Below are 24,212 nucleotides of genomic sequence, written 5' to 3' on the forward strand. Positions count from 1 at the left end.
CGGTTAATAAAATTCAGATGCCGCGATACACGGTCTTGATCTGGGTGTAGAACTCCAGACCAGCCCGACCCGACTCGCGGAAAGTGGATGTGCTGGACTGTTTCAGTCCACCAAAAGGGGCATTGATCAAGTTGCCGGTTGTTGTGCGATTGATCTTGACCGTCCCGGCCTCAATGTCATTGGCAAAGCGATGCGCATAGTCGGCACTGCGCGTCACAATGGCGGCCGACAAGCCATATTCAGTGTCATTGGCCATGGTCAGCGCCTGCTCGTAGGAATCAATTTCCAGCAAGGCAATCACCGGACCAAAGATTTCTTCGCGGGCAATACGCATCTGCTGGGTCACGTCTGTAAACAAAGCCGGGCGCATGAACAAGCCACGTGCATAGTCGCCTTCGGTCAAACGCTCGCCGCCCAGTAAATGGGTGGCCTCCTGCTTGCCGATGGCCACATAGTCCAGAATGCTTGCCAGTTGGCTTTCGGTGGCAATGGGGCCCAGGTCGGGGTTGCCATTCAAACCATTACCCACGGTCAAGGCGCTGACTTTCTCTACCAAGCGCCGGGTGAACTCCTCTTTGACCTGACGATGCACCAGCACACGGCTGGTGCCCGTGCAGGCCTGGCCACTTAAGGAAAACCCACCTTGAACCACCAGCTTGACGGCCAGATCCAGGTCGGCGTCTTCCATGACAATCAGGGGGTTCTTGCCACCCAACTCCATCTGGGTGCGAGTGCTCATGCGGGCTTGACGACAAATATCTTCACCCGCCTGGGTCGAGCCGGTAAACGAAATGGCACGTACCTGAGGGGATTGCACCAGCGTGGGCCCCACTTCACTGGCCCTGCCATGTACCAGGTTCAGTACACCGGCCGGAACCCCTGCTTGTGCAAAGGCTTCGCACAGGTAATAACCCGTCAACGGCGTCTCCGACGAAGGTTTGAAAACGACGGTATTACCCGTAATCAAGGCAGGCGCAATTTTGCGTGCCGGGATGGAGATGGGGAAATTCCAGGGCGCAATTACGGACACCACACCCAAGGGTTCGCGCTGGGTATACACCAGTTGCTGCGCATCATCCTGCGGAAAGGTCTCGCCGGTATAGGTTTGGCCTTCAACCGCATAAAAACGCAGGGTCTGGGCCGAGCGCCCTACTTCCATCTTGCTTTGCGCCAGCGTTTTGCCCTCTTCTCGCGTCAGACCCTGAGCGATACGATCAACATTGGCATCCAGCCAGGCCGCCGCCGCATTCAGCACACGGGCCCGGGTGGAAATCGGTGTTGCTCGCCATCCTGCAAAAGCAGCCTGAGCAGCAGCAACGGCTGCCTGTGCGTCCTCAGCCGTGGACAGAGGGAAAGCCCCCACGACATCGTCCCGATCGGCCGGACTCAAATTGGGCTTCGTGCGCCCACTCTGGCTGGGCTGCCACTGCCCATTAATGTAATTGTCGAAAACGACGTCCTTGAGATTGTCCACCGCTGTACTTCCTTGTTTCTAAATCGGCGGGCAGCCTATCTGCCCGCCCGGCTGGCCGACTTACGCTGCTTCCAATTGCAGATCCTGCAAGCTGATCTCGTCTTTGACGTAATCGTTGTACAGGGAAGTGGTATACAGTAGACGCATCTCGGCACCAATTTCGCAGATACGCAAGCAACGCTGCTGCAGTTCCACCGTGTTCGCATGCTCAAGCACGATCTGGTAACCACGCTCGCCGTGGATTTCGTCCGACACAATGTGCAGGTCGAAAAACTCCACTTCTTCGTCCGTGAAGCCGTATTTTTCGCGCAAGGTTGGGGTCTGCTTGCGGTAAATGGATGGCACTTGGGACTCCAGGCCCACCACCAGTCCCGCCACGGCGACGACGGGGTCTTCACGCATGGCAATGGCATAACACCAGGCCTGCAAGGCGCGGGTGGTGGCATTCATGTTGTCGGGGTCTTCAATACGTGCCCGTGTCGTGCCGCAAGCTTCGCCAAAGCGGATCAGCAGATCTGTGTGGCGGTCACCGCCAATTTCCTCTTCGTACATATTGGCCAGCAAGAAGTCTTTGGCTTCCACGTATTCAGCGGGAGTGCGGGCATACAGATAACCCAGGTAATCGGCAAAAGGGCCGACATAGTGATAGTGGTTTTCAGCCCAGCGAGCCAGATGCTCACGGCTTAGCTTGCCGCTGGCCCAGGCAATACTGAAAGGGGAAGTATTGGCACTTTTCCCTTTAATGGCGGTTTCCAGTGCGGTGCGAAATTCATCGCGATTCAGCAGTTTTTCCATGACTGTTTCCTTGTTGAAAGACGTCGCCCTGACAGCAGCCGACGAAATATGAGGTTTGGACTATTTAAGTATATTGTATACCGTCTACTATTTTAGAAAGTAGGGAATAACCCTGCCTGTTTATCAAACCAACGCCACGCAGCCATCTTTGCGCGGGTCCGATACGGCTTTCAGGCGGCCATCCGCCAAGCGCTCCACCGCTTGTGCACCGCCAAAATCGCTACGGCCTGCCAGTTCGCCGACTCCCTTGTCGGGCGCCCCATACCCGTGTTCACGCAGGAAGGCCGTACGGCTCGCATCAAAGCCGTCTTCCAGAGCCAGACGCCCAGCCCCCTCCAGACGCCAGCGCGGTGCGAACAAGGCTCGCTCCAAAGGCCAGCCATCGCGCAAGACACGGGTCCATATCTGTATCTGGCCCTGGGGTTGCATCAAACCGCCCACCACACCCAGCCCCATATGGAACTGGCCCGTCTTCAAGGCCAGAGACGGGACAACCGTGTGATACGGACGTTTTCCCGGACCGGGGCCATTCACATGCCCAGGCTCGGAGAAGCCAAAGCCTCGGTTTTGCAGCACAAACCCACAGCCAGGCACGGCGAAACCGGAGCCAAACCGTTTGAAAATACTGGACATGAACGTGACGGCCAATCCGTCCTCGTCAACCACAACCGTGCAAACCGTATTGCCTGCCGGATCACACACGACCTGAGCAGCTTGACTCATTGCCCCTTCGGTCGCCTGGATCAATGCCAACTCCGCCTCATCATCATCCAAGGGTCGGTGCCAGGCGCTTTGGACCGCGTCCAGCACGGCCACCCCATGTGTGTTGGGCGGACACTCATACAGACTGAACTCCCCCAGCGATGCGCTGACCGGTTCACAGAAAAATCCTTTATGCCGACGAAAGTCCTCCGCCCGCAACAGCCCCTGTACCCGTTCCATTGCCTGTTCAGCCTGCCATGCGGGGCGCCCCAGATAGAAGGCATCGGGTCCTTGCGTAGCGATATCCTGCAAGACAGCCGCCAGCTCCGGGTTCAGGTACTGTTCTCCTGCCTTGGGCGGCTTACCCGCCCTATAAAGAGCGGCACACTCGGGATCGCGATGCAGTACAAAATCAAAGATTTGCCATTCACGCGCCGCCACCGACGCCACCGCAAAACCTTCCTGTGCTGCCTGGATGGCGGGCTGAAGCAAGCGGGCCCAATCCAGACGGCCATAGCGCTGATGCATATCCCACCACCCTCGCACCAGGCCGGGCGTGGTAATGGACAGCACATGGCGCTCGGGAATCCGTCCCCCAGGCAAGGCCTGAACCTGCTCTGCCTTCAACAGCAAAGGCGCCGCTCCGCTACCGTTATAAGCCACTGGCTTACTGTCCGGCGGTGCAACCATCGCCAGCAAGTCGCCGCCTATCCCCGTTGCCATCGGTTCAACGACGCCCATGACGGCATCAGCCGCAATGGCCGCATCCACCGCACTACCCTTGAGTTCCAGCATGGCCTGCGCGGCCCGAACCGCCAAGGGGTGTCCGGCAGCCACGGCCCACTGTTTCCCCAAACCCTGTTTTTCACCTGCGCTATAGGCTGTCGTTCCCATACCGATCATCCAAACACCAGTACGGCACAGATTGTCGAAATCGCCATCCCGGTCAGTACCGGTACCGTCAAGGCCCGCACCAGATCGAGCACATGCACCCGAGCAAAACCTGCCACCGCAATCAGGGACGACCAGGCGATCAAGGTGCCACCACCGGTCCAGATCGCACCGATCTGTCCTACCGCTGCCAAGGTTTCGATGTCCAGACCCGACACAGGGCTCAACGCCGAGGCCAGGGTGCCCGTCAGAGGCAGACCCGAGAAGCCCGACCCATCAATACCCGAGATCATCCCCACCAACAGGACACCAAACGCCACCAGAAAATGATTGTCCGGAATCAGATGCTGACCGGCTGAAATCAACTCGAACAAGAGGCTAGGTGTTTGTGCCAGTGGAATGCCTAAAATGGCAGAGGTCGCTTCACTGGCGCCCAGGAAGAAGAAACCAGCGATTGGCAACACCGAGCCCATGGCACGAAACGCGAAGACAAAACCATCGGTCATATGATCCGGACAGGTGTCCAGCATGCGCCGTGGACCTTCTGCCATACAGGTGGCAATCATCATCAACACAAAGGCGACGCCCCCCACCAAACCGGCAGCATCTCCACCACGCAGAACGGGTAAGGACGGGATAAAGCGGGGCAGCAGCATGATGCCAATCACCGCCAGGAACGCCAGTGGTGTGATCCAGGCCAGAATGCGCGAATAACGTTCTTCCTTGGCACTTAAGCCGGAGTGCACCGTGTGTTCATTACCCGCCGTCCCACGGGCCATCTCTGCCTTGTCATACGTCCCTTGGGATTCCACGTCATCCAACGTGCTGTCCGGTGCCTGACGCATCCAGGCGTCCAGCAAACGGCTGTCTGCCGGCTTGAAATGGCGACGCATCAACAAGAACGCCAAGGTCAGCGCGACACCCCCCGTAATCCAGGACAACACCAGCGCGCGGTCAGCCAGCACGGCAACATCAGCACCGACACCGGCTGCCTTGGCGCTGATGCCCGGAGCAACCCCAATGATGTAGTCCGACGATAACGCCATGCCCTGCCCACAGATGGCGATCGCCATCGCACCGACCAATGGTGGCAAACCAGCCGCAATAGCCGCCGGCAGCAAAATGGCCGACACCAGAGGCACTGCAGGCGTGGGCCAGAAGAACAGGGAAATAAAATAGGTCGCTGCAGCAATCATCAAAAAGGACGAGGCACTATTGACCATGACCTTGCGAAAGGGGGCCACCATCTTCACATCGGCTTCCAGGCGCTTTAAGGAATTGAGCAACGCTGTCATGAAGGTGATTACCAGGAAGATGTTGAACAGTTCCTGAGCCGCCACGAAGCTGGCCGAAAAAATACTGATTAAGCCCTGAATAGGGCTGCCCGTTATGGCCGTGACTACCGCCAAGGTCCCGATGACGGATGGCACCACTACGTTGGCCCGGAAAATCATCGTAATGATGATCACCAGGACGCTAATCAAATAAGCCCAGTGCGCCGCACCGAGCACCACGTCGCTTTGCATGTATCCCCCTTTCCTTCTCTTTTTTCTGAATATTTAGTATTCCTGAAACGGTATACTATCTTCAATTAATGATCAAAATCAGAAAAAACTATCAAAAACTGGGGAAAACTCTAAGAATTTCATGCTTGAAACACTTAGATTGAATACCTTATACAAATAAAAGGATGTTTATGGCGGCTTTAATTGACCTCGTGGACCCGCTGTCCTGGCTGCTGATGGCCTGCCTGGTGGTTTTGGCCGCGTTTTTACAAGGAGTGAGAGGGATTGGATTTGCCATGCTGGTGGCGCCCATTGCCGCCCTGATCTTCCCACAGCTAGTACCAGGGCCGCTGTTGGCCTTGGGCGGTAGCGTCTCTTTACTGGCGGCCCTGCGAGAACGTCAACATATCGTGCCTAATGTCGTGGTCTGCGCGCTGGGCGGGCGGGCCGCGGGCTCGCTTATCGCTGTCTTGGGTATGACGCAACTACCGATAGCCGCCGTCAACCTGGGTTTTGCATTTGCCATCTTGGGCGCAGTCGCTCTCAGCGCCTGGGGCCTGCGAATACTACCCTCCACACGCAACATGATTCTGGCGGGTATTGCATCGGGGATCATGGGCACGCTAACCTCGGTCGGCGCCCCTGCCCTGGCAATTGCCATGCAGAATCTGGCGCCGGCACAGCTACGCGCGTCACTCGGCCTTATTCTCTTTCTAGGCGCGAGCCTGTCTTTGGTATTGCTGATGCTGGTTGGCCTGTTCTCCTTGCAACAAGCCATGCTCAGCATTGTGCTCTACCCATTCATGTTGCTGGGTTTTGCTCTATCAGGACAATTACGCCATCAAGTCAGCCTGCCATTAATGCGCAGGCTGCTATTGGGTATTTGTTCCATCAGCGCCCTGGTCTTGATTGCACGCACACTGTGGCACTGAATACTTAGCCCCCAAACTGTATACCATATTCAGAAAAGTGCGCCTACACCGTATAATCGTGTCTGGCCCTTTTGCCCGATTGCACAGGTCGTACCATGAATATCCCCAGTTTCAACCTTCCCAATTCCCTTGTCGATGCGGATAACCGCCGCTTGGGTGATCAGCATGCCTCATTGTTTGCGGTAATACGCGACCAATTGCGTGAACGTATTCTGAGCGGTGAATTCCATCCTGGCGACCGCCTGGTGGAGGGCAAACTGGCGAGCGAGCTGGGGGTCTCACGTATTCCTGTACGGGAAGCCCTGCGCGAGCTGGCCTCCGAAGGCCTGGTCACTATCGAACCACGACGGGGGGCCTCCGTAGCCATATTGTCGGCCGAGATTGCCTATAACATGGCTGAAGTGCGCGCCACGCTTGAGGGGCTTAATGCCAAGTTGGCCGCTCAACGCCAGGACCCGGTCAATATTAAAAAACTGCAAACCATTCTGAGTCAGGGCCATGAAGCCATGGATGCCGGCAATCTGGAATTGCTCAAATCCCTGAACCGGCAATTTCATGAAACCCTGGCCACCATGTCGGGCAATATCGTACTGACCGAGCTGATGCGCTCCTTACGTGATCGCACCGCGCTGCTCTTTGCGCCCAGCAATCTGCAGCGCATCCGCCAGAACTGGGAAGATCACGCCCAAATCCTGAACGCGGTTGTGGCCGGTAACAGCGATCTGGCCAACCTGCTGGCGACCCAGCACGTACACAATGCGGCCAAGGCCTATCAGGATGCCCAAAACGGCGAGAAAACCTGATCAAGCAGAGCGGCCCGCTCTTAACGCGGTCTCAAAGACCATCCAAACCGATGCCAGGCGCCGTTGGTACTTGTGTGCGCCACCAAACAACAACTCGCTTTGCAGGCTGTCGATCAAGGCCATGTAAGTCATGGCCAAGGTATCCACACGTAAACCCGTCTCGGACTTGGCCAGGGCAGACAGCTCCAGGGCCTGATGGATGATGCTTTCCAGGTCCTCCATGAACACGTGCATGGGTTCCATCACCACATCGTACAAATGCACAGGCGGGGCAAATAAGGTACGAATCCAAAAACGTACTTGATGCGATTGCTCAAAGCGCTCCTGTATCCCTTCCAGATAGGCCCGCAACTGCTGCTTGATCTCATCGCCCCCTTGCAGAACCTGACGTGCATGGTTCAGCTCATCATCCACAATCTTTGGAATCAGGCTCAGAAACAGCTCATCCTTGTTGCGAAAATGGGCATAGACAGAGGGCTTTTTAATGCCCACATCCGCGGCAATCTCGTTCATGGTGGTGGCATCAAAGCCCTGAATAGCAAAGCGTGCCAACGCGGCATCCTGCAGTTTTTCAGTCGTGGTTTTGCTCACAGTCCAACACGCTCTCAGTCAAAGACTCATCATCAAGGCCACCGTCACGGCCCGCCGCAAACGCTTATTTTACAGTCCCCAGCTCCCCGACCGATCTTGTTACCGTGCGGCAACGGCCGGCCAGAACATACAACAGAATCGACAGCAGACCGCAGCCACCAATCGCCAAAGGCACAACGTGCGGCCCAGGCACCGCCAGACTGACGATGTAGCCCACCACCGCCGAAATCAGATAATGGAACATACCCATCAAGGCCGCAGCGGTACCAGCCTGAGGGCCAGCCACGTTCATGGTCAAGGCCGTCACGTTACCAAAAACCATTCCTAAAGAACCGACCGACATGGCGATCAAGGCGGCATACAGGATCAGGCCCGCCACGTCTGCTTGCACCGCCACATACAAGAGCCAGGCCGAAGCCGTATGGACAATCAGCCCTAAGGCCAGCACCCGAGAAGTAGGCATCCCGGCCTTCAACACGTAATTGCTGACGACCCCACCCAGGACCAACGCCACCGAATTACCGGCAAACACATAACTGAACACAGCGGGCGACAAAGCAAAATGCTGCGTGAACACAAAAGCCGAGCCACTGATATACACAAATAAGGCAGCCAGTGCAAAACCACCGGAACCGGTATACGCCATGAATGGCTTATTGCCCAGCTCGCGTCCATAGGCGCGAACAATATGACCGGGATTCAAAGGAACACGCTGCGTCACGGGCAAGGAGTCCGGGATGGTCTTGAGCCCCCACAACAAACCCATCGTCCCTAAAAAAGCCAACATCCAAAAAATGGCCCGCCAATCTGCATGGCGCAATAAATACGCGCCCCAAATAGGAGCCACAATCGGTGCGATCATCATCACCTGCATCAATAACGAAAAGATGCGTGCCGACTCTTTCATATCGCACAAATCCGCCACAATCGCGCGCGGTGTGACGAGCCCTGCTGCCGCACCCAAGGCCTGAATAAAACGCGCAAGGAGCAAAGCCTCAACCGATGTGGCCAAAGCACCAAGAATCGAACCAATCACAAAGATGACAACGCCCAGCAGCAAGGGAACTCGGCGCCCGAAACGGTCCAGCAAAGGGCCATAAATACCTTGCCCCAAAGCCAGGCCCGCCAGAAAGATAGACAGCGTTTGCTGAATCCGGCCCGAGGAAACTCCCAGCTCCTGCGCAATGGCAGGCATACCCGGCAAATACATATCGATTGCCATCGCATCCAATGCCGTCAACATGGCCAGCAACAAGATCAAGGACCAAGCCAGGCTCCTGGTACGTGACAAATCACTCATGTTGCACTCTCTGTCGCACGGAAAAACAAAAACCCAAACACACTGACACCCCTGTCCATAGCAATTTCAAACCAAACTACCTACCGATAGGTAGGAAAGTCGTTACTGTACTCTTTTTCAGGATGTGGGCGAAAAAAAACCCCGGTAAATACCGGGGTTCCTGAGCGCCTGAGCAGCTAAAACTTAAATGTCCAGCAAATCACCCATGTCATCAGCGTGCTCTTCTTCCACGGCCATGATCTCGACCAGCATCTGGCGAGTGGTCGGGTCGGTGTCACCAATGCGTTCAATCATTTGGCGATAGGACTCGATGGCAATACGCTCGGCAATCAGGTTGGCGCGGATCATGGATTTGATGTCGCCGCTATCGTCATATTCCGCATGGCTGCGTTGGGCCAGGTTTTTGGGATTGAAATCCGGCTCGCCGTTCAACTGCACAATACGTTCGGCAATGCGGTCGGCATGCTCGGCCTCTTGCTGGGCATGCTCCAGAAACTCGGCTTTGATAGGCTCGTTGTTCAAACCGGTGGCAGTAAAGTAGTGGCGCTTGTAGCGCATCACACAGACTAGCTCAGTGGCCAGAGCCTCATTGAGCATTTGGATGATCTCTTCACGATTGCCCTTGTAGCCGGATGCCACCGCACCATCGTCCACAAACTTCTTGGCAGCTGCGCGGATAGCAGCAACATCGATAGGACCTTGGCTGGGTTTATCAGCTTTGTGCTTACTCATTGCATTCCTCCGTATTGATTCCCACCGCAAAAGCGCGGCACTGTATCGTGCAACAACCGGAAACGAACACACGGACTCCATAACCAACAAGTGCTTGCCCTAAGGACAAGCGCTTTACCTAAACCTGGGCTTGAAGTCTGCACGCTGCTGGTGATCCAAACCGGTCGCGCAAGAAACTGAACAAAGTGAATAGGTGCCTTTCATGGTAGCGATTGCCCCTTGGCTTGGAAAGCGCAAAACAGCCGCCTCCAGTTGCAGGAAACTAGGTCTTTGAGCAATAAAAAACTGAAAATCAGGCCGTATGAAAGCCGCTCAAAATCACCATCCATGCGGGCTAAGCACGAAATTTGCTACTGGTTTTCCCCAATAAAAACGGCTATCGCCCTTCTCAAGCAGAGATACAAGCTCAAACACTTGGATACAGGTTCGACGCTATCAACGGCCTGTCTCAAGCCAGTATTGATATGTTTTTTATTTATCGCCTCCTTTCATAAAAAAACGACAACATCGATTAATATGAAACGGTCGTTACTACTTCTTGATTGTTATGACATCAATGAGATGGCTACTTCTGACCTATAAAGTCCCCTCTGAGCCTAGTGCCAAACGCCTGGCACTATGGCGACGTTTGAAAAGCCTGGGCGCGGTGTATCTGCAAAACGGGGTGTGCGTGCTGCCCAAAACCGACGAGCATGTACGCCGCCTAAAGGTGCTGGAAAACGACATCGCCACCATGCAAGGCGAATGCGTCTTGCTGGAAACCATTGCACTGGACAAGGCCCAGGAAAACAAGGTCATCGCCCGTTTCACGGACGAGCGCAACGATCAGTATCAGGAGCTGCTGGGCCGGTGCAAAGACTTCGAGGCCGAGATCGACAAGGAAATTTCGATTCAGAAATTCACCTATGCCGAACTGGACGAAGAAGAAACTGACCTTAAGAAACTGGAAAACTGGTACGAGAAAATCCGGAAGCTGGATTTTTATGGCGCCCCCCTGGCACCGCTTGCCCAAGAGCGTCTGCAAGCGTGTCAGGCACGGCTGGATGCGTATGCCCAGATGGTCTATGACGCTCATGAAGAAAACTGCTGATCCTGCACCGACACCGGCCGCCGCCCCCTCCAGGGCCAGCATTCACCGCAGCGTCTGGGCATTGGGCTTTGTATCCATGTTCATGGACATTTCCTCAGAACTGATCCACGCTCTGCTGCCCATTTACATGGTTACCGTCCTGGGTACCTCGGTACTGGCAGTAGGCGTTATCGAAGGCATTGCCGAGGCCACCGCCTCCATCATGAAAGTGTTTTCCGGCGCGGTCAGCGACCGTTTTGGAAAGCGTAAACTGCTGGCCGTCATTGGCTATGGGCTGGCAGCCCTGACCAAACCCATTTTTCCCCTGGCAAACTCACTGGACTGGCTGGTCGGCGCCCGCTTTGTAGACCGCATCGGCAAAGGCATACGCGGTGCCCCCCGTGACGCCCTGATCGCCGATGTCACTGGCCCCGAATCGCGTGGGGCGGCCTACGGTTTGCGGCAAACGCTCGATACCGTTGGCGCCTTTGTCGGCCCCCTGCTGGCCATCGGGCTGATGTGGTGGACAGCCAATAATTACCAGTTGATCTTCTGGGTTGCCGTGCTGCCTGCCTTTGCTTCGATCGCCGTTCTGGTGCTCTTTGTGCGCGAGCCCACCTTACCCGCCAACACCCGCCCCCGCAAACTACCCCTGAATCGGGAAGACCTGAGCCGTTTGGGTTCCCGCTACTGGTCGATTGTCGCCATTGGTCTGGCCTTTACATTGGCCCGTTTCAGCGAAGCCTTCCTTCTCTTGCGCGCAGAGGCCAGCGGCTTACCACCCATGTGGGCTCCAGCCGTCCTGGTTGTCATGGGAGTGGCCTTTTCCCTGTCTGCCTACCCTGCAGGTGTGCTGTCGGATCGCATGCGTAAAACCGACCTGCTCCTGATCGGAGTGACCCTGCTGATTGCAGCCGACCTGCTCCTGGCCTTTGTCCCCGGCTTGCTGGGTTTGGGTCTGGGCGTTGCTTTGTGGGGCCTGCATATGGGCTTTACCCAAGGCCTGTTCAGCGTCCTGATTGCCGACAGCGCCCCCGCCGAACTGCGTGGCACCGCCTTTGGCCTGTTCCATCTGCTAACCGGCATCGCCTTGCTGCTGGCCAGTGTTATTGCCGGTGTGCTCTGGGACACTATTGGCTTCCAAGGCACCTTTGCCGCTGGTGCACTTTTTGCAATTTTGACTGGGGTAGGTTTGCTCACCCTACGACACTCAACCCAAGGAGCGTTCTAAGCCACGGCCTGAGTCCCTCAAGCGACAGGCCATTATTGGCAGCCAATGTACTTGTGTCGAAACCCCACAAAAAAACCCCTGCCAGCACGGTACTGGCAAGGGCCTTTGAACTTTGGCTTAGTAGGTCTTAGAACGGAATATCGTCATCCATATCGGCCAGATTGTCCGACATAGGAGCGGTATTACGTGGAGCCTGTTGTTGCTGCTGCTGTTGTTGAGGCGCTGGACGCTGAGCACGTTGCGGTGCCGGTGCACCACCACCGCCACCACCGTATTCACCACCGCCCATACTGCCACCACCCATCTCACCACCACCGTCGCGGCCACCGAGCATTTGCATTTGCTCGGCGATAATTTCCGTGGTGAAACGCTCCTGACCGTCCTGGCCCGTCCATTTACGGGTGCGCAAACGACCTTCTACGTAGACGGGGCGGCCTTTGCGCAGGTATTCGCCCGCGATTTCAGCCAGACGGTTATAGAACACCACACGGTGCCATTCGGTTTCCTCGCGGCGCTCGCCAGAGGTACGGTCTTTCCACTGCGAAGTCGTGGCAATGGAAATATTGCAGATGGCCGAGCCTTCTGCGCTGTAGCGTACTTCTGGGTCGCGGCCAAGATTGCCCACCAGAATGACTTTATTTACCGATGCCATGAAAAAATCCTGTAGTCAAAAATTCTATATCAAGCCGTATTATCGTGGATTCGTGCCTTAATTAACACTCCCTCCCCACTCCAGGAAGGGCCGTTTTGTCCACGCAAACGATCCCGTTACGGCACCTTGAACGGCGTATATGGCTAAGCACCCGGCAAAGTCACCTGTTACGCCCAGCTCTTGATTCTTGAGGCCAATCCGGCCACTTTACTTGCTGCTGCCTGCCACGTCTTTGCACAAGCGTAACAGGCAATACCTTCTAATATTTATCTTTGAAACCACGCGCGGTCAGCAACCACAGCACAGCCAACGCAGCGCCGGTCCACAACACCCATTGGGTGAGCCCTCGCCCAGCCAGCACGCCCCCGATCAGGCCGCCGGCAAACACGCCCAGGGACTGGGAGGTGTTGTAAAAACCCAGCGCCAAACCTTTATATTCTGGCGGCGCGACGCGCGACACCAACGAAGGCTGCAAAGCTTCCAGCACGTTAAAGCCAATAAAGAAAAAAGTCAGCGCTGCCACCATGGGAACCAGCGAGTCACGCGCCCAAGGCATGACGGCCAGCACCACAATCAACAGCAAAACGGCCAGTTCCAACGCGTGTTTGTGGCGTTTGCGGGTCTCTGTCCAGAACACCGCAGGCACCATCAGCACAAAAGACACCAAGATAACGGGCAAGTACACCTTCCACAAATCCTGAGTGCTATAGCCGCCCAAGGTAGCCAGAATGCCCGGCACCACAATGAACAGGGACATCAGGATAAAGTGCAGACAGAACACGCCAAAGTTCAGTCGCAATAAGTCCAGGTGACGCAGAACCTGTCCGGCCGTGACCTGCACAATCGAGGCTGGCGCTTTAGGCGCACTGGGCACCACAAAAGCAGCAATCAACAAACAGACAAAGCCCAGCAAGCTGATGGCCCAGAACAGTCCCGACAGGCCAAATTGCCCTACCAACACCGGCGAGAGCACCAGCGAGACGGCAAAGGACAGGCCAATAGACCCGCCCACCATGGCCATGGCGCGTGTACGTACTTCGGGGCGAGTGGAGTCGGCTACCCAGGCGGAAATGGCTGCCGACACCGCCCCCAGACCTTGAATACAGCGACCTACCGTCACCCAGTCAATATTCTGTGCCAGCGCCGAGATCACCCCGCCGACCACGAACAAGGCCATGCCGATGACAATAATCGGCCTACGCCCAAAACGGTCTGATGCCATCCCCAAGGGAATCTGCAAAACAGCCTGGGTCAGACCATAGGCACCCAATGCAAGACCGACTCGCGCGGCATCGTTACCGCCGGGCAGGGAATGGGCGGCAACCGCAAAAACCGGAGTCAGTAAAAACAGACCCAGCATTCGACAGGCAAACAGCAAAGCCAGCAAGATGCTGGCTTTGCGCTCTTGCTGAGTCAGACTCAAGCGCTCTGGGCGCGATCCGGCCGTATTCATGGTTTGGTGTGTACTCATTTAATACTCTGTCACAACTGGGCTAGCAGAGAGCCCGGATACCCGTTCACATAAATTCTGACGCAACGCGCTATAGTAGCAAGTTGCCTTTTGACAAGCCTAAATAAAGCGATGGAAGCCATCCGCATTCGTGGTGCCCGTACCCACAACCTGAAAAACGTCTCCGTAGACCTGCCACGCCACCAATTGGTCGTGCTGACAGGGCTGTCCGGTTCTGGGAAGTCGTCTCTTGCCTTCGACACCTTATATGCCGAAGGCCAGCGGCGCTATGTGGAAAGCCTGTCCGCTTATGCACGTCAGTTTTTGCAACTGATGGACAAGCCAGATGTGGACTTGATCGAAGGTTTGTCGCCTGCCATTGCCATCGAGCAAAAGGCAGCAGGTCATAACCCGCGCTCCACCGTGGGAACCACTACCGAAATCCACGATTATTTGCGCCTATTGTACGCGCGCGTCGGAACTCCTTACTGCCCGGAACACCACTTGGCCTTGCAGGCCCATAGCGTGAGCCAGATGGTAGACCAGATTCTGCAATGGGAGCCTGAATCCCGCATTGCCGTCCTGGCTCCCATGTACCGCGCCCTGGTGGGCGATCTGCAGCGGGAGCTGCGCGGTCTGCAAGCCCAGGGCTTTGTACGGGTGCGCGTCGATGGCGAGATCTCCAGCATTGAAGACCTGCCCGCGCTCAATGCCGAGCAGGCCCATGATCTGGATCTGGTCATAGACCGGCTACGTATCAAACCGGATAGCCAGCAGCGTCTTGCCGAGAGCCTGGAGACGGCTTTGTCCACCAGCAATGGCCGCTGTCTGGTGGTCAATCTGGATACCGGTTTGGAGCAACCCTATTCCAGCCACTACGCCTGCCCGGTCTGTGACTACTCCCTGCCCGAGCTGGAGCCGCGCCTGTTCAGCTTCAATAACCCGGCAGGTGCCTGCCCAGACTGTAGCGGCCTGGGACAAGTGGATGTATTTGACCCTGAACGGGTAGTGGCCTTTCCAGAGCTGAGTCTGGCAGGCGGTGCCATTGCAGGCTGGGATCGACGCAATGCCTTTACCTATACCTTGCTGACCAGTCTGGCGGCCCATTATCACTTTGATATCGAGGCCCCCTTCGAGTCCCTGCCCGAAGAACTGCGCCGCACCGTGCTGTATGGCTCTGGCGCGGAAGAAATCCCCTTTCTCTATTTGAATGAGAAAGGACGCACCACGGTAAAAACACACCCATTTGAAGGGGTCATTCCAAATCTGCAACGTCGCTGGGCGGAAACCGATTCCAGCGCCGTACGCGAGGAGCTAAACAAGCTGCGTCGCACCCAGACATGCCCGGCCTGCCATGGCGCACGTCTGCGTCTGGAAGCGCGTCACGTCCGTATTGGGGATGATCCCATTCCCAGCCATGCGGGGTGCCAGCATCATGCAGGCACCGTGTCTGCCAACCCAGCAGCCATCATTGTCGACACGCTGTCTGACAATGCCGTACAGTGCGTACAAACCAACTCTACAACTCAAGGACAAGCCAAGGGTCTGGCCATTTATGAAGTCGAAGCCCTGGCCTTGTCTGACTGCCTGGCCTGGTTCGAGCGTCTGTCGTTAACAGGCGCGAAAAAAGAGATTGCCGACCGCATCGTGCGTGAAATCCGCCTGCGGCTGGAATTTCTGAACAATGTGGGTCTGAACTATCTGTCTCTGGACCGCAGCGCCGACACCATTTCCGGTGGCGAGGCGCAGCGTATTCGTCTGGCCAGCCAGATCGGCTCCGGTCTGACCGGCGTAATGTATGTGCTGGACGAGCCTTCCATTGGCCTGCACCAGCGCGATAACGACAAACTGATCCAGACCCTGCAGCACCTGCGGGACCTGGGTAATAGCGTGATCGTGGTCGAGCACGACGAGGACATGATACGCACCGCCGACTATGTCATCGACATGGGCCCCGGCGCGGGCGAACATGGCGGGCAAATCACCGCCCAAGGCACACCCGCAGAGCTGGCCCAGAACGCCAAGTCTCTAACCGGCCAGTACCTGTCCGGCAAGCGCCAGATTGCCGTTCCCAAACGACGTCCCGTTGACGACAGCCTGAACTGGCTGCGCCTGTACGGTGCCAGCGGCAATAACCTGAAGTCCGTTGATTTGGCAATTCCGGCCGGACGACTGGTCTGTATTACAGGCGTGTCCGGTTCGGGCAAGTCCACACTGATCAACGACACACTGGCAACCGCCTTCTCACATTTGCTGCACCGTGCCCATGCCGAACCCGCGCCCTACGAGCGCATGGAAGGGCTGGAGCACTTCGACAAAATCATCAACGTCGACCAAAGCCCAATTGGTCGCACCCCGCGCAGTAACCCGGCCACGTACACAGGCATGTTCACCGCCATTCGTGAACTGTTCGCCAGCGTGCCCGAGGCACGGTTGCGTGGCTACGACCCAGGCCGCTTCTCCTTTAACGTCAAAGGCGGCCGCTGCGAGGCCTGCCAGGGCGATGGCGTAGTCAAGGTAGAGATGCATTTTCTGCCTGACGTTTATGTACCTTGTGATGTGTGCCAGGGCCGTCGCTACAACCGCGAGACGCTGGATATTCGCTACCGGGGCCGCAATATCAGCGAAGTGCTGGACCTGACGGTTGAGCAGGCACTGGAATACTTTGATGCAGTCCCTGCGGTTGCACGCAAACTGACCACCTTGATCGATGTGGGTCTGTCCTACATCCGCCTGGGTCAAAGCGCGACCACCCTGTCTGGTGGTGAAGCGCAGCGGGTAAAACTGTCACTGGAACTGTCCAAACGCAGCACCGGCCAGACCTTGTATGTGCTGGACGAACCTACAACTGGCCTGCACTTTCAGGACATTGCTGTCTTGCTGGCAGTTTTGGACAAGCTGGTTGAGTCCGGCAATAGCGTGGTCGTGATTGAACACAATCTGGATGTGATCAAGACCGCAGACTGGATTGTGGACATGGGGCCAGAAGGCGGCCATGGCGGTGGGCAAATTGTGGTGCAAGGCCCCCCGGAGACTGTTGCTGCTTGCGAGCAAAGCCATACCGGGCGTTATTTGAAGCCTTTGCTTCAGCGTTAAAGCAAAGCCTACATCTTGAAAATAGCGTCGTGCTCACGAATGGCATGACGGTCCGTCATGCCAGCGATGTAGTCAGCCACAGCACGAGCCTGTGCAATCGGGTCTTCGCGCCTATGTTCGGCTGCTAATAGACGCGGATCATCCACAAACGCCTGAAACAGGTCACGCACGATGTGTTGCGCCTTGTTCATCATGCGCACCACTTTGTAATGACGGTACAGATTGGCGTGCAAAAAACGTTTAAGCTCATCGGCCTGAGCGCGCAGCTCGGGCGAAAAACCGGCCAGGCGCGGCAGGTTCCGGATTGCATCTGCACTATCGGGACGGTGTTCTTCCAGTTTGGCGCGCGTGGTTTCCGTTAAATCTACCACCAGGGTGTTGATCATGCCACGGATAATTTCAGCGACCAGCCGCTGGCCACTCAAGCCCGGATACTGAGCCTGCACATGCTCGTAATGCGCACGGAACAGGCGTAGTTCCAGCAATTGCTCCAAGCGAATCAAGCCAGAGCGCAGACCGTCATCAATATCGTGATTGTTGTAAGCAATTTCATCGGCCAGATTGGCCATTTGCGCTTCCAAAGACGGTTGGCTGCGATCAATAAAGCGCTGGCCGACTTCGCCCAATTCACGCGCATGCTTTAGGGAACAGTGCTTCAAGATCCCCTCGCGGGTTTCAAAACACAGGTTCAAACCATTGAAGGCGGCATAACGCTCTTCCAACTCGTCCACGATTCGCAGACTTTGCAGATTATGCTCAAAGCCCCCGGCCTCGGGACGCAACTCCTGCATACAGCTATTAAGCGTGTCCTGGCCAGCATGGCCAAACGGAGTGTGACCGAGATCATGGGCCAGGGAGATGGCTTCGATAAGGTCTTCATGCAAACCCAGATTGCGGGCAATGGCCCGCGCCAGTTGGGCCACTTCCAAACTATGCGTCAATCGTGTTCGGAATAAATCACCTTCGTGGTTAATAAAAACCTGTGTTTTGTATTCCAGCAAACGAAACGCATTGCAGTGAATAATCCGGTCGCGGTCCCGCTGAAAGGCGTTGCGGCCTTGGGGCGCTGCCTCTGCGTAACGCCGGCCGCGGGACTGTTCAGGGCGACAGGCATAAGCGGCAAGCATTTGCATCGGTTTTACTCCTGTTCCACCGTTGTAAAGCGGGCCAATGCCTGGCGCACGACATCCGGCGCGACCGCCTGCACCTTGGCATGGCCTAATTTATCCAGCAGCACAAAGCGCAGTTGGCCACCTTCATTTTTCTTGTCCACCTGCATCAACTCCAGCCAGCGGTCTGCAGGCCATTGTGGTGGCGTGATCGGGCATCCGCTAGCTTGCACCAGGGCTTTGATACGAGCGACATCCTGAGCCGGCAAACCACACACCAGAGCGGACAGCTCAGCAGCCATAATCATGCCGCAACCCACGGCTTCGCCATGCAACCACTGGCCGTAGCCCATACCGGACTCAATCGCGTGGCCAAAAGTGTGACCAAAATTCAAAATAGCACGCAGACCCGACTCGCGTTCGTCCTGTGAAACCACCTCGGCTTTCACCTCGCAAGAGCGGCGGATCGCATGAACAATCTGCTCCTGCTCCAGACGGCGCATGGGGGCGATCTGCTCCTCACACCAGTTGAAGAAATCCAGATCGTAAATCATGCCGTACTTGACGACTTCAGCCAGACCAGCGGAAATTTCGCGAGCAGGCAAGGTCTTGAGTACGTCCGTATCCACTTCCACGGCGATGGGCTGGTAGAACGCACCCACCATATTCTTGCCTAGCGGATGGTTAATGGCTGTCTTGCCACCGACCGAGGAATCCACCTGCGCCAGCAACGTCGTGGGGACCTGTACAAAGCGCACACCGCGCATGAAGCAAGCTGCCGCAAAACCGGCCATATCGCCAATAACGCCACCACCCAAGGCCACGATCAGGGCCTTGCGATCCAGATGAGCACCAAGCAGCGCGTCAAAAATCAGGTTCAGAGATTCCCAGTTCTTGTAGGCCTCGCCATCGGGCAGCTCGATCACATGGATGGGCTTGCCCGTTGCGGCCAGGGCTTGTTTGACCGGTGCCAGATACAAGGCTGCCACCGTAGGATTAGTGACGATCGCAATGGCAGACGTATCGGCTGGCACCGTGCCTGCAAGCTGCGCCAGACGCCCGGCGGCGATCTGGATGGGATAAGCGCCACCCTGGGCGTCAACATGCACTACAGACATTTAGCAACCTCGTTCTTTCAACTGGGACAATAAATGGCGCACCGCATGATGAACCGGCGCCGAGCCAGTTTCAAAGCGGATATCCGCCACTTCTTCATAGAGGGGTTCGCGCGCTTGCAACAGTTCCTGGATGCGGGCGCGTGGGTCCGCTGTTTGCAACAACGGTCGGTTACGGTCTCGGGCCACGCGACGGTACAGCTCGTCTACAGTGGCACACAAGTACACTACGATACCGCGATCTTTAATGATCTGGCGATTGGCCTCGGACAAAATGGCCCCGCCTCCCGTTGCCAACACGATACCGCTCTGGCGCGAACAAATATCGAGCACCGCTGATTCACGTTTGCGGAACCCTTGCTCGCCTTCGAACTCAAAGATAGTGGACACTCGCACGCCGCTCCGGGCTTCCAGCTCGTGGTCAAGGTCCATAAACTCGCGTTTGAGCTCCCGCGCCAATTGGCGGCCAATGGTTGTTTTACCGGCTCCCATCATGCCCACTAAAATAATGGGACGTGGGCCAGTTTGTTGTAAATGGAGCAGCTCGGCGTCTGATAAAGGATCAGGATGTTCTACAGGCATCAGCTCGGCGGGTAAAGAGTGGTTCATTTGTGTATTATCCCATTAGCCTTCCCTAAGCACAGTCCGCTCGCTTAGTATTATTTTGTTACATTGATACTTGATTTGAGGCCCAGTCCTGCTGCGTTTGGACTTTAAAATCAGCCCTAATGAGTTCTTCTTCCCGCTCCCCCAATTCTAAACCCGAGCAAAGCTCCGGTTCCTGGCTTGCCCGCCTCATCATCAAGACCTCGGTCTTTTTTGTGGGGCTTGGTCTGTGTGCCGCCCTGCTCGGATCGCTGGCGCTGGCCTTAGCCTGGCCCAACCTTCCCGATCTAAGCGCCATGATCGACTATCGCCCACGGGTGCCACTGCGTATTTACACGGCGGACAAGGTGCTGATCGGCGAATTTGGTGAAGAACGCCGCAATGTGCTGCGTTTTGACGAAATCCCCGATGTCATGAAATCGGCCATTCTGGCGGCCGAAGACGACCGTTTCTACCAGCACGGTGGTATTGACTGGATGGGGGTAGGTCGCGCCGCCCTGGCCAATATGACCCACATGTCCAAGACACAAGGGGCCAGCACGATCACCATGCAGGTAGCTCGTAACTTCTACCTGTCATCAGAAAAGACCTATACCCGCAAATTCTACGAACTGCTGCTGACCTTCAAGATTGAAGCAACACTGTCCAAAGACCAGATTCTGGATCTGTACATGAACCAGATTTATCTGGGTCATCGTGCTTATGGTTTTGCCGCAGCGTCGCGAACCTATCTGGGCAAGCAGTTGGGCGAGATCACAACGGCAGAAGCCGCCATGCTGGCCGGCATTCCAAAAGCGCCCTCGCGCTTTAACCCCATTGCCAACTTCGAACGCGCCAAAACTCGTCAAGCCTATGTGCTGGGCCGCATGCGCTCGCTGGGCTACATCACCGAGCAAGAGTACCAAGACGCCCTGGCACAGGAAATCGTTGTGAAATCGGCCCTGGGCACGCCCGCCGGTGGCTATGCCATCCACGGTGAATACGCGGCTGAACTGGCACGCCAGCTACTGTACGGCGTCTACCAGGACAATGTGTACTCGCGCGGTTTCAATATCTACACCACGATCCAGTCCACCGACCAGGAAGCTGCCTACCTGGCTGTGCGCAACGGTATTCTGGATTACACCCGTCGAGCTCCTTACACCGGCCCTCAAGGCCAAGTGGATCTGCCTGCTGATATTGAAAACGACCACGCTCAGTTAGATGCCATTCTGGACGACCTGCAGGACAAGTACCCCGATACGGGCGACCTGCTGACCGGCGTGGTGCTGGACGCCAGCCCCAACCAGATTCGTGTTGCCCGTACCGCCCAGCAAATTATTGATGTCAACGACAAGCGCGCCTTAAAGATCGTGGCTCGCGGCCTGGTAAAAAATGCCAAAGCAGACGTACGCATCCAGCGCGGCTCCGTGGTTTATCTATTCCGCAATGACGATTACTGGGAAGTACTGAATATGCCTGCGGTGCAAGCTGCTTTTGTATCGGTACGCCCGCAAGACGGCGCTATCCAAGCCATGGTCGGCGGCTTTCACTTTTCAGATGGGAAGTTCAACCGCGTCACCCAAGCCTGGCGTCAGCCCGGCTCCGCCTTCAAACCCTTTATCTACGCGTCTTCACTGGAGCGCGGTTTAACCCCTGCTACCCAGATTTCGGACGAACCCTTTGTTCTGACCGCCGCCCAGACCGGCTCCAAGCCATGGACGCCCAAGAACTACGGGCGCAGGTACGAACCCATGCTGACCATGCGTCAAGGTTTGTACAAATCCAGAAACATGGTATCTATCCGTATCATGCAGGCCGTCGGCCCCAAGTACGTGCAAGATTATGTGACTCGCTTTGGTTTCGACAAAGCCCGTCAGCCTGCCGTTCTGCCGCTGGCTCTGGGTGCCGGTAGCGTGACTCCCCTGCAAATGGCCGGCGCCTACGCGGTCTTTGCCAATGGCGGTTACCGTACCGAACCCTACCTGATCGACTACGTCACCGACAGCACCAATAAAGTCATCATGCGTGCCAAGCCCGTTGTGGCGGGTGATGCCGCTGCACGCGCCATTGATGCCCGCACTGCTTACGTCATGAACGACTTGTTGCGCGGTGTGGCGACCTCCGGTACTGGCGCCCGCGCCTCGCGCACATTGAAGCGCACAGACATTGGTGGCAAAACAGGCACCACCAACGACTCTCAGGACGCTTGGTTTGCCGGTTACACGCCGGATCTGGTCGGTATTGCCTGGATGGGCTTTGACAGGCCACGCAGCCTGGGCTCAGGTGAAACCGGCGGTGGTGCCTCCATGCCTATCTGGATCAACTACATGCGCACTGCACTCAAAGACAAGCCCATCGTACCTCCCGGTCCTATGCCGTCTGGCCTGTCGCGCATCAACGGGGATTTCTACTTTGACGAATTCCCGCCCGGACAAGCCATTGCCCGTGTTGGTCTACCCGCTCCGGGTGACGACTTCCTGCAACAAGGCGGTGGGGATCAAAACGATGGGATTGGCGACCTGCTGCGGCAACTGGACTCTGACTCCGGCTCCTCGGGCGCTGAAACGCAACCCTTCGTCCCCTTCTAGATCCAGTACCCAAACGCCGGCACCGCCGGCGTTTTTTATGCTTTGCCCTTCAAAATGGCATAATGCTCTGCATTGTCCGCACTCGCTCAATACCTTATGAACAAACTACGTTCTTCCCGCCTGCTGGCCTTGCTGACACTTAGCGTTTTTCTCAGCGCTTGCGGCTACAAAGGCCCCTTGTATCACCCTCCTGCGCAGGAAGCGGCGGACGCCCAAACAGCGCCGCGCTGATTTCCGCCCTGCTCGCGCTTAACCTCTGTTATTTGACGACACCATGACCGTTGCACCTCACTTCCAATTTCAGAACAACACGCTGCACGCCGAGCAAGTTCCACTGAACAAGCTGGCTGAAGAATTCGGCACCCCTCTGTATGTGTACTCCCGCCAAGCCTTGCGCGACGCTTGGGAGTCCTATCGAGTAGCCGGCCAGGGCCGCAAGTTGTTGGTGTGCTATGGCATGAAGGCCAACTCCAATCTGGCCATTCTGCAAGAATTTGCCCGTCTGGGAACCGGCTTTGATATCGTCTCGGGCGGTGAACTGGCCCGTGTCATCGCCGCTGGTGGCGACCCAGGCAAAGTCGTGTTCTCCGGTGTCGGCAAACAGGTTTGGGAAATCGAAGCGGCCCTGAAAGCAGGCGTGAAATGCTTTAACGTTGAATCCGAAGGCGAGCTGGAACGCGTTGCCCAGGTTGCAGAACGCATGAATGTGAAAGCACCTGTTTCCTTGCGCGTGAATCCGGACGTGGATGCCCGCACCCATCCCTACATCTCCACTGGTCTGAAAGGCAATAAATTTGGCGTGCCTATTGATCAAGCGCCCCGCATCTACGCCCGTGCCCAAGCACTGCCTAGCCTGGACATTGTGGGTGTGGACTGCCACATCGGTTCACAAATCACCGAGGTCAGCCCCTATCTGGACGCATTAGACAAGCTGATCAAGCTGATCCTGGCCTTGAAGGAACAAGGCGTGAATCTGACTCACCTGGATTTGGGCGGTGGTCTGGGCATTCGCTACACTGACGAAACCTTGGTTACCCCCACCCAATTGCTGACCGAAGTCTTTGCCGCCTTGGACAAGAACGGCCTGGGCCATCTGGAGATCGTGCTGGAACCTGGCCGTTCCATGGTGGGTAACGCCGGGGTACTGCTGAGCCGCGTGGAATACCTCAAGCATGGTGAGACCAAGAACTTCGCCATCATTGATGCTGCCATGAACGACTTGATCCGCCCTACCTTGTACGATGCCTGGCACAGCGTGGAAGCGGTAAACCCTCGTCCCGTAAGCGAGGACACCCCCCATTACGATTTGGTTGGCCCTATCTGCGAAAGCGGCGACTGGCTGGCCCGTGACCGCCAACTGGCGCTGCAACAAGACGATCTAATCGCCATTATGTCCGCCGGTGCCTACGCCTTTACCATGGCCAGCCAGTACAACACCCGCCCCCGTGCGGCTGAAATTCTGGTCGATGGGAATCAGGTCCATGTGATCCGCCCGCGCGAAACACTGGAAAGCTTGTTTGCCACCGAACAATTGCTCCCCTAAATCCAGGGCAAGAATGCAGGTTACAACCATTCAGCCTTAAAGAACT

General features: G+C 56.4%; 20 protein-coding genes. 8 read left to right on the forward strand and 12 right to left on the reverse strand.

All coding sequences use genetic code 11. The annotated features are described in order from the left end of the window. Positions 1–13: 13 nt before the first annotated feature. From LNA76_RS15950 to LNA76_RS15965, 4 genes are all read right to left on the reverse strand, one after another. Positions 14–1,474, reverse strand: a complete 1,461-nt coding sequence (locus tag LNA76_RS15950; protein WP_230019442.1) for an aldehyde dehydrogenase family protein — start codon at positions 1,472–1,474, stop codon at positions 14–16. Positions 1,475–1,534: 60 nt separating this feature from the next. Next, a complete protein-coding gene (locus tag LNA76_RS15955; protein WP_094198110.1) occupies positions 1,535–2,269 on the reverse strand; it encodes a TenA family transcriptional regulator in 735 nt (244 codons plus the stop codon). 123 nt (positions 2,270–2,392) lie between these two features. Further along, positions 2,393–3,865, reverse strand: a complete 1,473-nt coding sequence (locus LNA76_RS15960) for a gamma-glutamyltransferase family protein (protein WP_230019443.1) — start codon at positions 3,863–3,865, stop codon at positions 2,393–2,395. Positions 3,866–3,870: 5 nt separating this feature from the next. After that, positions 3,871–5,388, reverse strand: coding sequence for a hypothetical protein (locus LNA76_RS15965; RefSeq protein WP_094198112.1), 1,518 nt, complete (start codon positions 5,386–5,388; stop codon positions 3,871–3,873). A 170-nt stretch (positions 5,389–5,558) separates the two neighbouring features. Between LNA76_RS15965 and LNA76_RS15970 the strand changes: the two genes are divergently transcribed. Next, the gene (locus LNA76_RS15970) at positions 5,559–6,299 is read left to right on the forward strand and encodes a TSUP family transporter (RefSeq protein WP_230019444.1); all 741 of its coding nucleotides are present in this window, start codon (positions 5,559–5,561) and stop codon (positions 6,297–6,299) included. A gap of 95 nt (positions 6,300–6,394) precedes the next feature. After that, entirely contained in the window at positions 6,395–7,102 is a 708-nt protein-coding gene (locus LNA76_RS15975; RefSeq protein WP_230019445.1) for a GntR family transcriptional regulator, read from the forward strand. Here the strand turns inward: LNA76_RS15975 and LNA76_RS15980 are convergent, their stop codons facing one another. The 3 genes from LNA76_RS15980 to LNA76_RS15990 all read right to left on the reverse strand — a co-directional run bounded on the left by LNA76_RS15980 (position 7,103) and on the right by LNA76_RS15990 (position 9,725). Further along, positions 7,103–7,693, reverse strand: a complete 591-nt coding sequence (locus LNA76_RS15980; RefSeq protein ID WP_230019446.1) for a TetR/AcrR family transcriptional regulator — start codon at positions 7,691–7,693, stop codon at positions 7,103–7,105. It abuts the gene before it with no gap. Positions 7,694–7,757: 64 nt separating this feature from the next. Next, positions 7,758–8,993 (reverse strand): multidrug effflux MFS transporter, encoded by a 1,236-nt coding sequence (locus tag LNA76_RS15985; RefSeq protein ID WP_230019447.1) that lies wholly within the window; start codon positions 8,991–8,993, stop codon positions 7,758–7,760. 183 nt (positions 8,994–9,176) lie between these two features. After that, complete coding sequence (locus LNA76_RS15990; protein WP_094198116.1) at positions 9,177–9,725, reverse strand: ferritin-like domain-containing protein; 549 nt, start codon at positions 9,723–9,725, stop codon at positions 9,177–9,179. Positions 9,726–10,281: 556 nt separating this feature from the next. Between LNA76_RS15990 and LNA76_RS15995 the strand changes: the two genes are divergently transcribed. Together LNA76_RS15995 and LNA76_RS16000 are read left to right on the forward strand one after the other, a co-directional pair. Continuing rightward, positions 10,282–10,815 carry a Chromate resistance protein ChrB gene (locus tag LNA76_RS15995; RefSeq protein ID WP_125277226.1) on the forward strand — a complete coding sequence of 178 codons (534 nt, stop codon included), beginning with the start codon at positions 10,282–10,284 and terminating at the stop codon, positions 10,813–10,815. Beyond that, positions 10,799–12,025 (forward strand): MFS transporter, encoded by a 1,227-nt coding sequence (locus LNA76_RS16000; RefSeq protein WP_203226722.1) that lies wholly within the window; start codon positions 10,799–10,801, stop codon positions 12,023–12,025. Before LNA76_RS15995 ends, LNA76_RS16000 begins: the two co-directional genes overlap by 17 nt. 127 nt (positions 12,026–12,152) lie before the next feature. On the opposite strand, the gene ssb is transcribed toward LNA76_RS16000, so the two are convergent. Beyond that, a complete protein-coding gene (ssb, locus tag LNA76_RS16005) occupies positions 12,153–12,677 on the reverse strand; it encodes a single-stranded DNA-binding protein (RefSeq protein WP_123050572.1) in 525 nt (174 codons plus the stop codon). Positions 12,678–12,936: 259 nt separating this feature from the next. Next, the gene (locus LNA76_RS16010) at positions 12,937–14,148 is read right to left on the reverse strand and encodes an MFS transporter (protein WP_094198120.1); all 1,212 of its coding nucleotides are present in this window, start codon (positions 14,146–14,148) and stop codon (positions 12,937–12,939) included. 111 nt (positions 14,149–14,259) lie between these two features. On the opposite strand from LNA76_RS16010, the gene uvrA reads away from it, so the two are divergent. Further along, positions 14,260–17,223, forward strand: coding sequence for an excinuclease ABC subunit UvrA (gene uvrA, locus LNA76_RS16015; RefSeq protein WP_094198121.1), 2,964 nt, complete (start codon positions 14,260–14,262; stop codon positions 17,221–17,223). An 8-nt stretch (positions 17,224–17,231) separates the two neighbouring features. Here uvrA and LNA76_RS16020 read toward each other — a convergent pair whose 3' ends face one another. From LNA76_RS16020 to LNA76_RS16030, 3 genes are read right to left on the reverse strand one after another with little or no spacing between them, the layout of a single operon-like run. Next, the gene (locus LNA76_RS16020) at positions 17,232–18,356 is read right to left on the reverse strand and encodes a deoxyguanosinetriphosphate triphosphohydrolase (protein ID WP_094198122.1); all 1,125 of its coding nucleotides are present in this window, start codon (positions 18,354–18,356) and stop codon (positions 17,232–17,234) included. A gap of 5 nt (positions 18,357–18,361) precedes the next feature. Beyond that, positions 18,362–19,450 (reverse strand): 3-dehydroquinate synthase, encoded by a 1,089-nt coding sequence (gene aroB / locus LNA76_RS16025; protein WP_230019448.1) that lies wholly within the window; start codon positions 19,448–19,450, stop codon positions 18,362–18,364. After that, positions 19,451–20,056 carry a shikimate kinase gene (locus LNA76_RS16030; RefSeq protein ID WP_094198124.1) on the reverse strand — a complete coding sequence of 202 codons (606 nt, stop codon included), beginning with the start codon at positions 20,054–20,056 and terminating at the stop codon, positions 19,451–19,453. A gap of 119 nt (positions 20,057–20,175) precedes the next feature. Here LNA76_RS16030 and LNA76_RS16035 point away from each other — a divergent pair, with 119 nt between their 5' ends. The 3 genes from LNA76_RS16035 to lysA all read left to right on the forward strand — a co-directional run bounded on the left by LNA76_RS16035 (position 20,176) and on the right by lysA (position 24,166). Continuing rightward, the gene (locus LNA76_RS16035) at positions 20,176–22,623 is read left to right on the forward strand and encodes a penicillin-binding protein 1A (protein WP_094198125.1); all 2,448 of its coding nucleotides are present in this window, start codon (positions 20,176–20,178) and stop codon (positions 22,621–22,623) included. A gap of 96 nt (positions 22,624–22,719) precedes the next feature. Next, the gene (gene lptM, locus LNA76_RS16040; RefSeq protein ID WP_094198126.1) at positions 22,720–22,854 is read left to right on the forward strand and encodes an LPS translocon maturation chaperone LptM; all 135 of its coding nucleotides are present in this window, start codon (positions 22,720–22,722) and stop codon (positions 22,852–22,854) included. 43 nt (positions 22,855–22,897) lie between these two features. After that, entirely contained in the window at positions 22,898–24,166 is a 1,269-nt protein-coding gene (lysA, locus tag LNA76_RS16045) for a diaminopimelate decarboxylase (RefSeq protein WP_094198127.1), read from the forward strand. Positions 24,167–24,212 lie beyond the last annotated feature (46 nt).

It is taken from the genome of Alcaligenes sp. MMA, assembly GCF_020907215.1.
In the GTDB taxonomy this organism is placed as follows: domain Bacteria; phylum Pseudomonadota; class Gammaproteobacteria; order Burkholderiales; family Burkholderiaceae_B; genus Alcaligenes; species Alcaligenes aquatilis.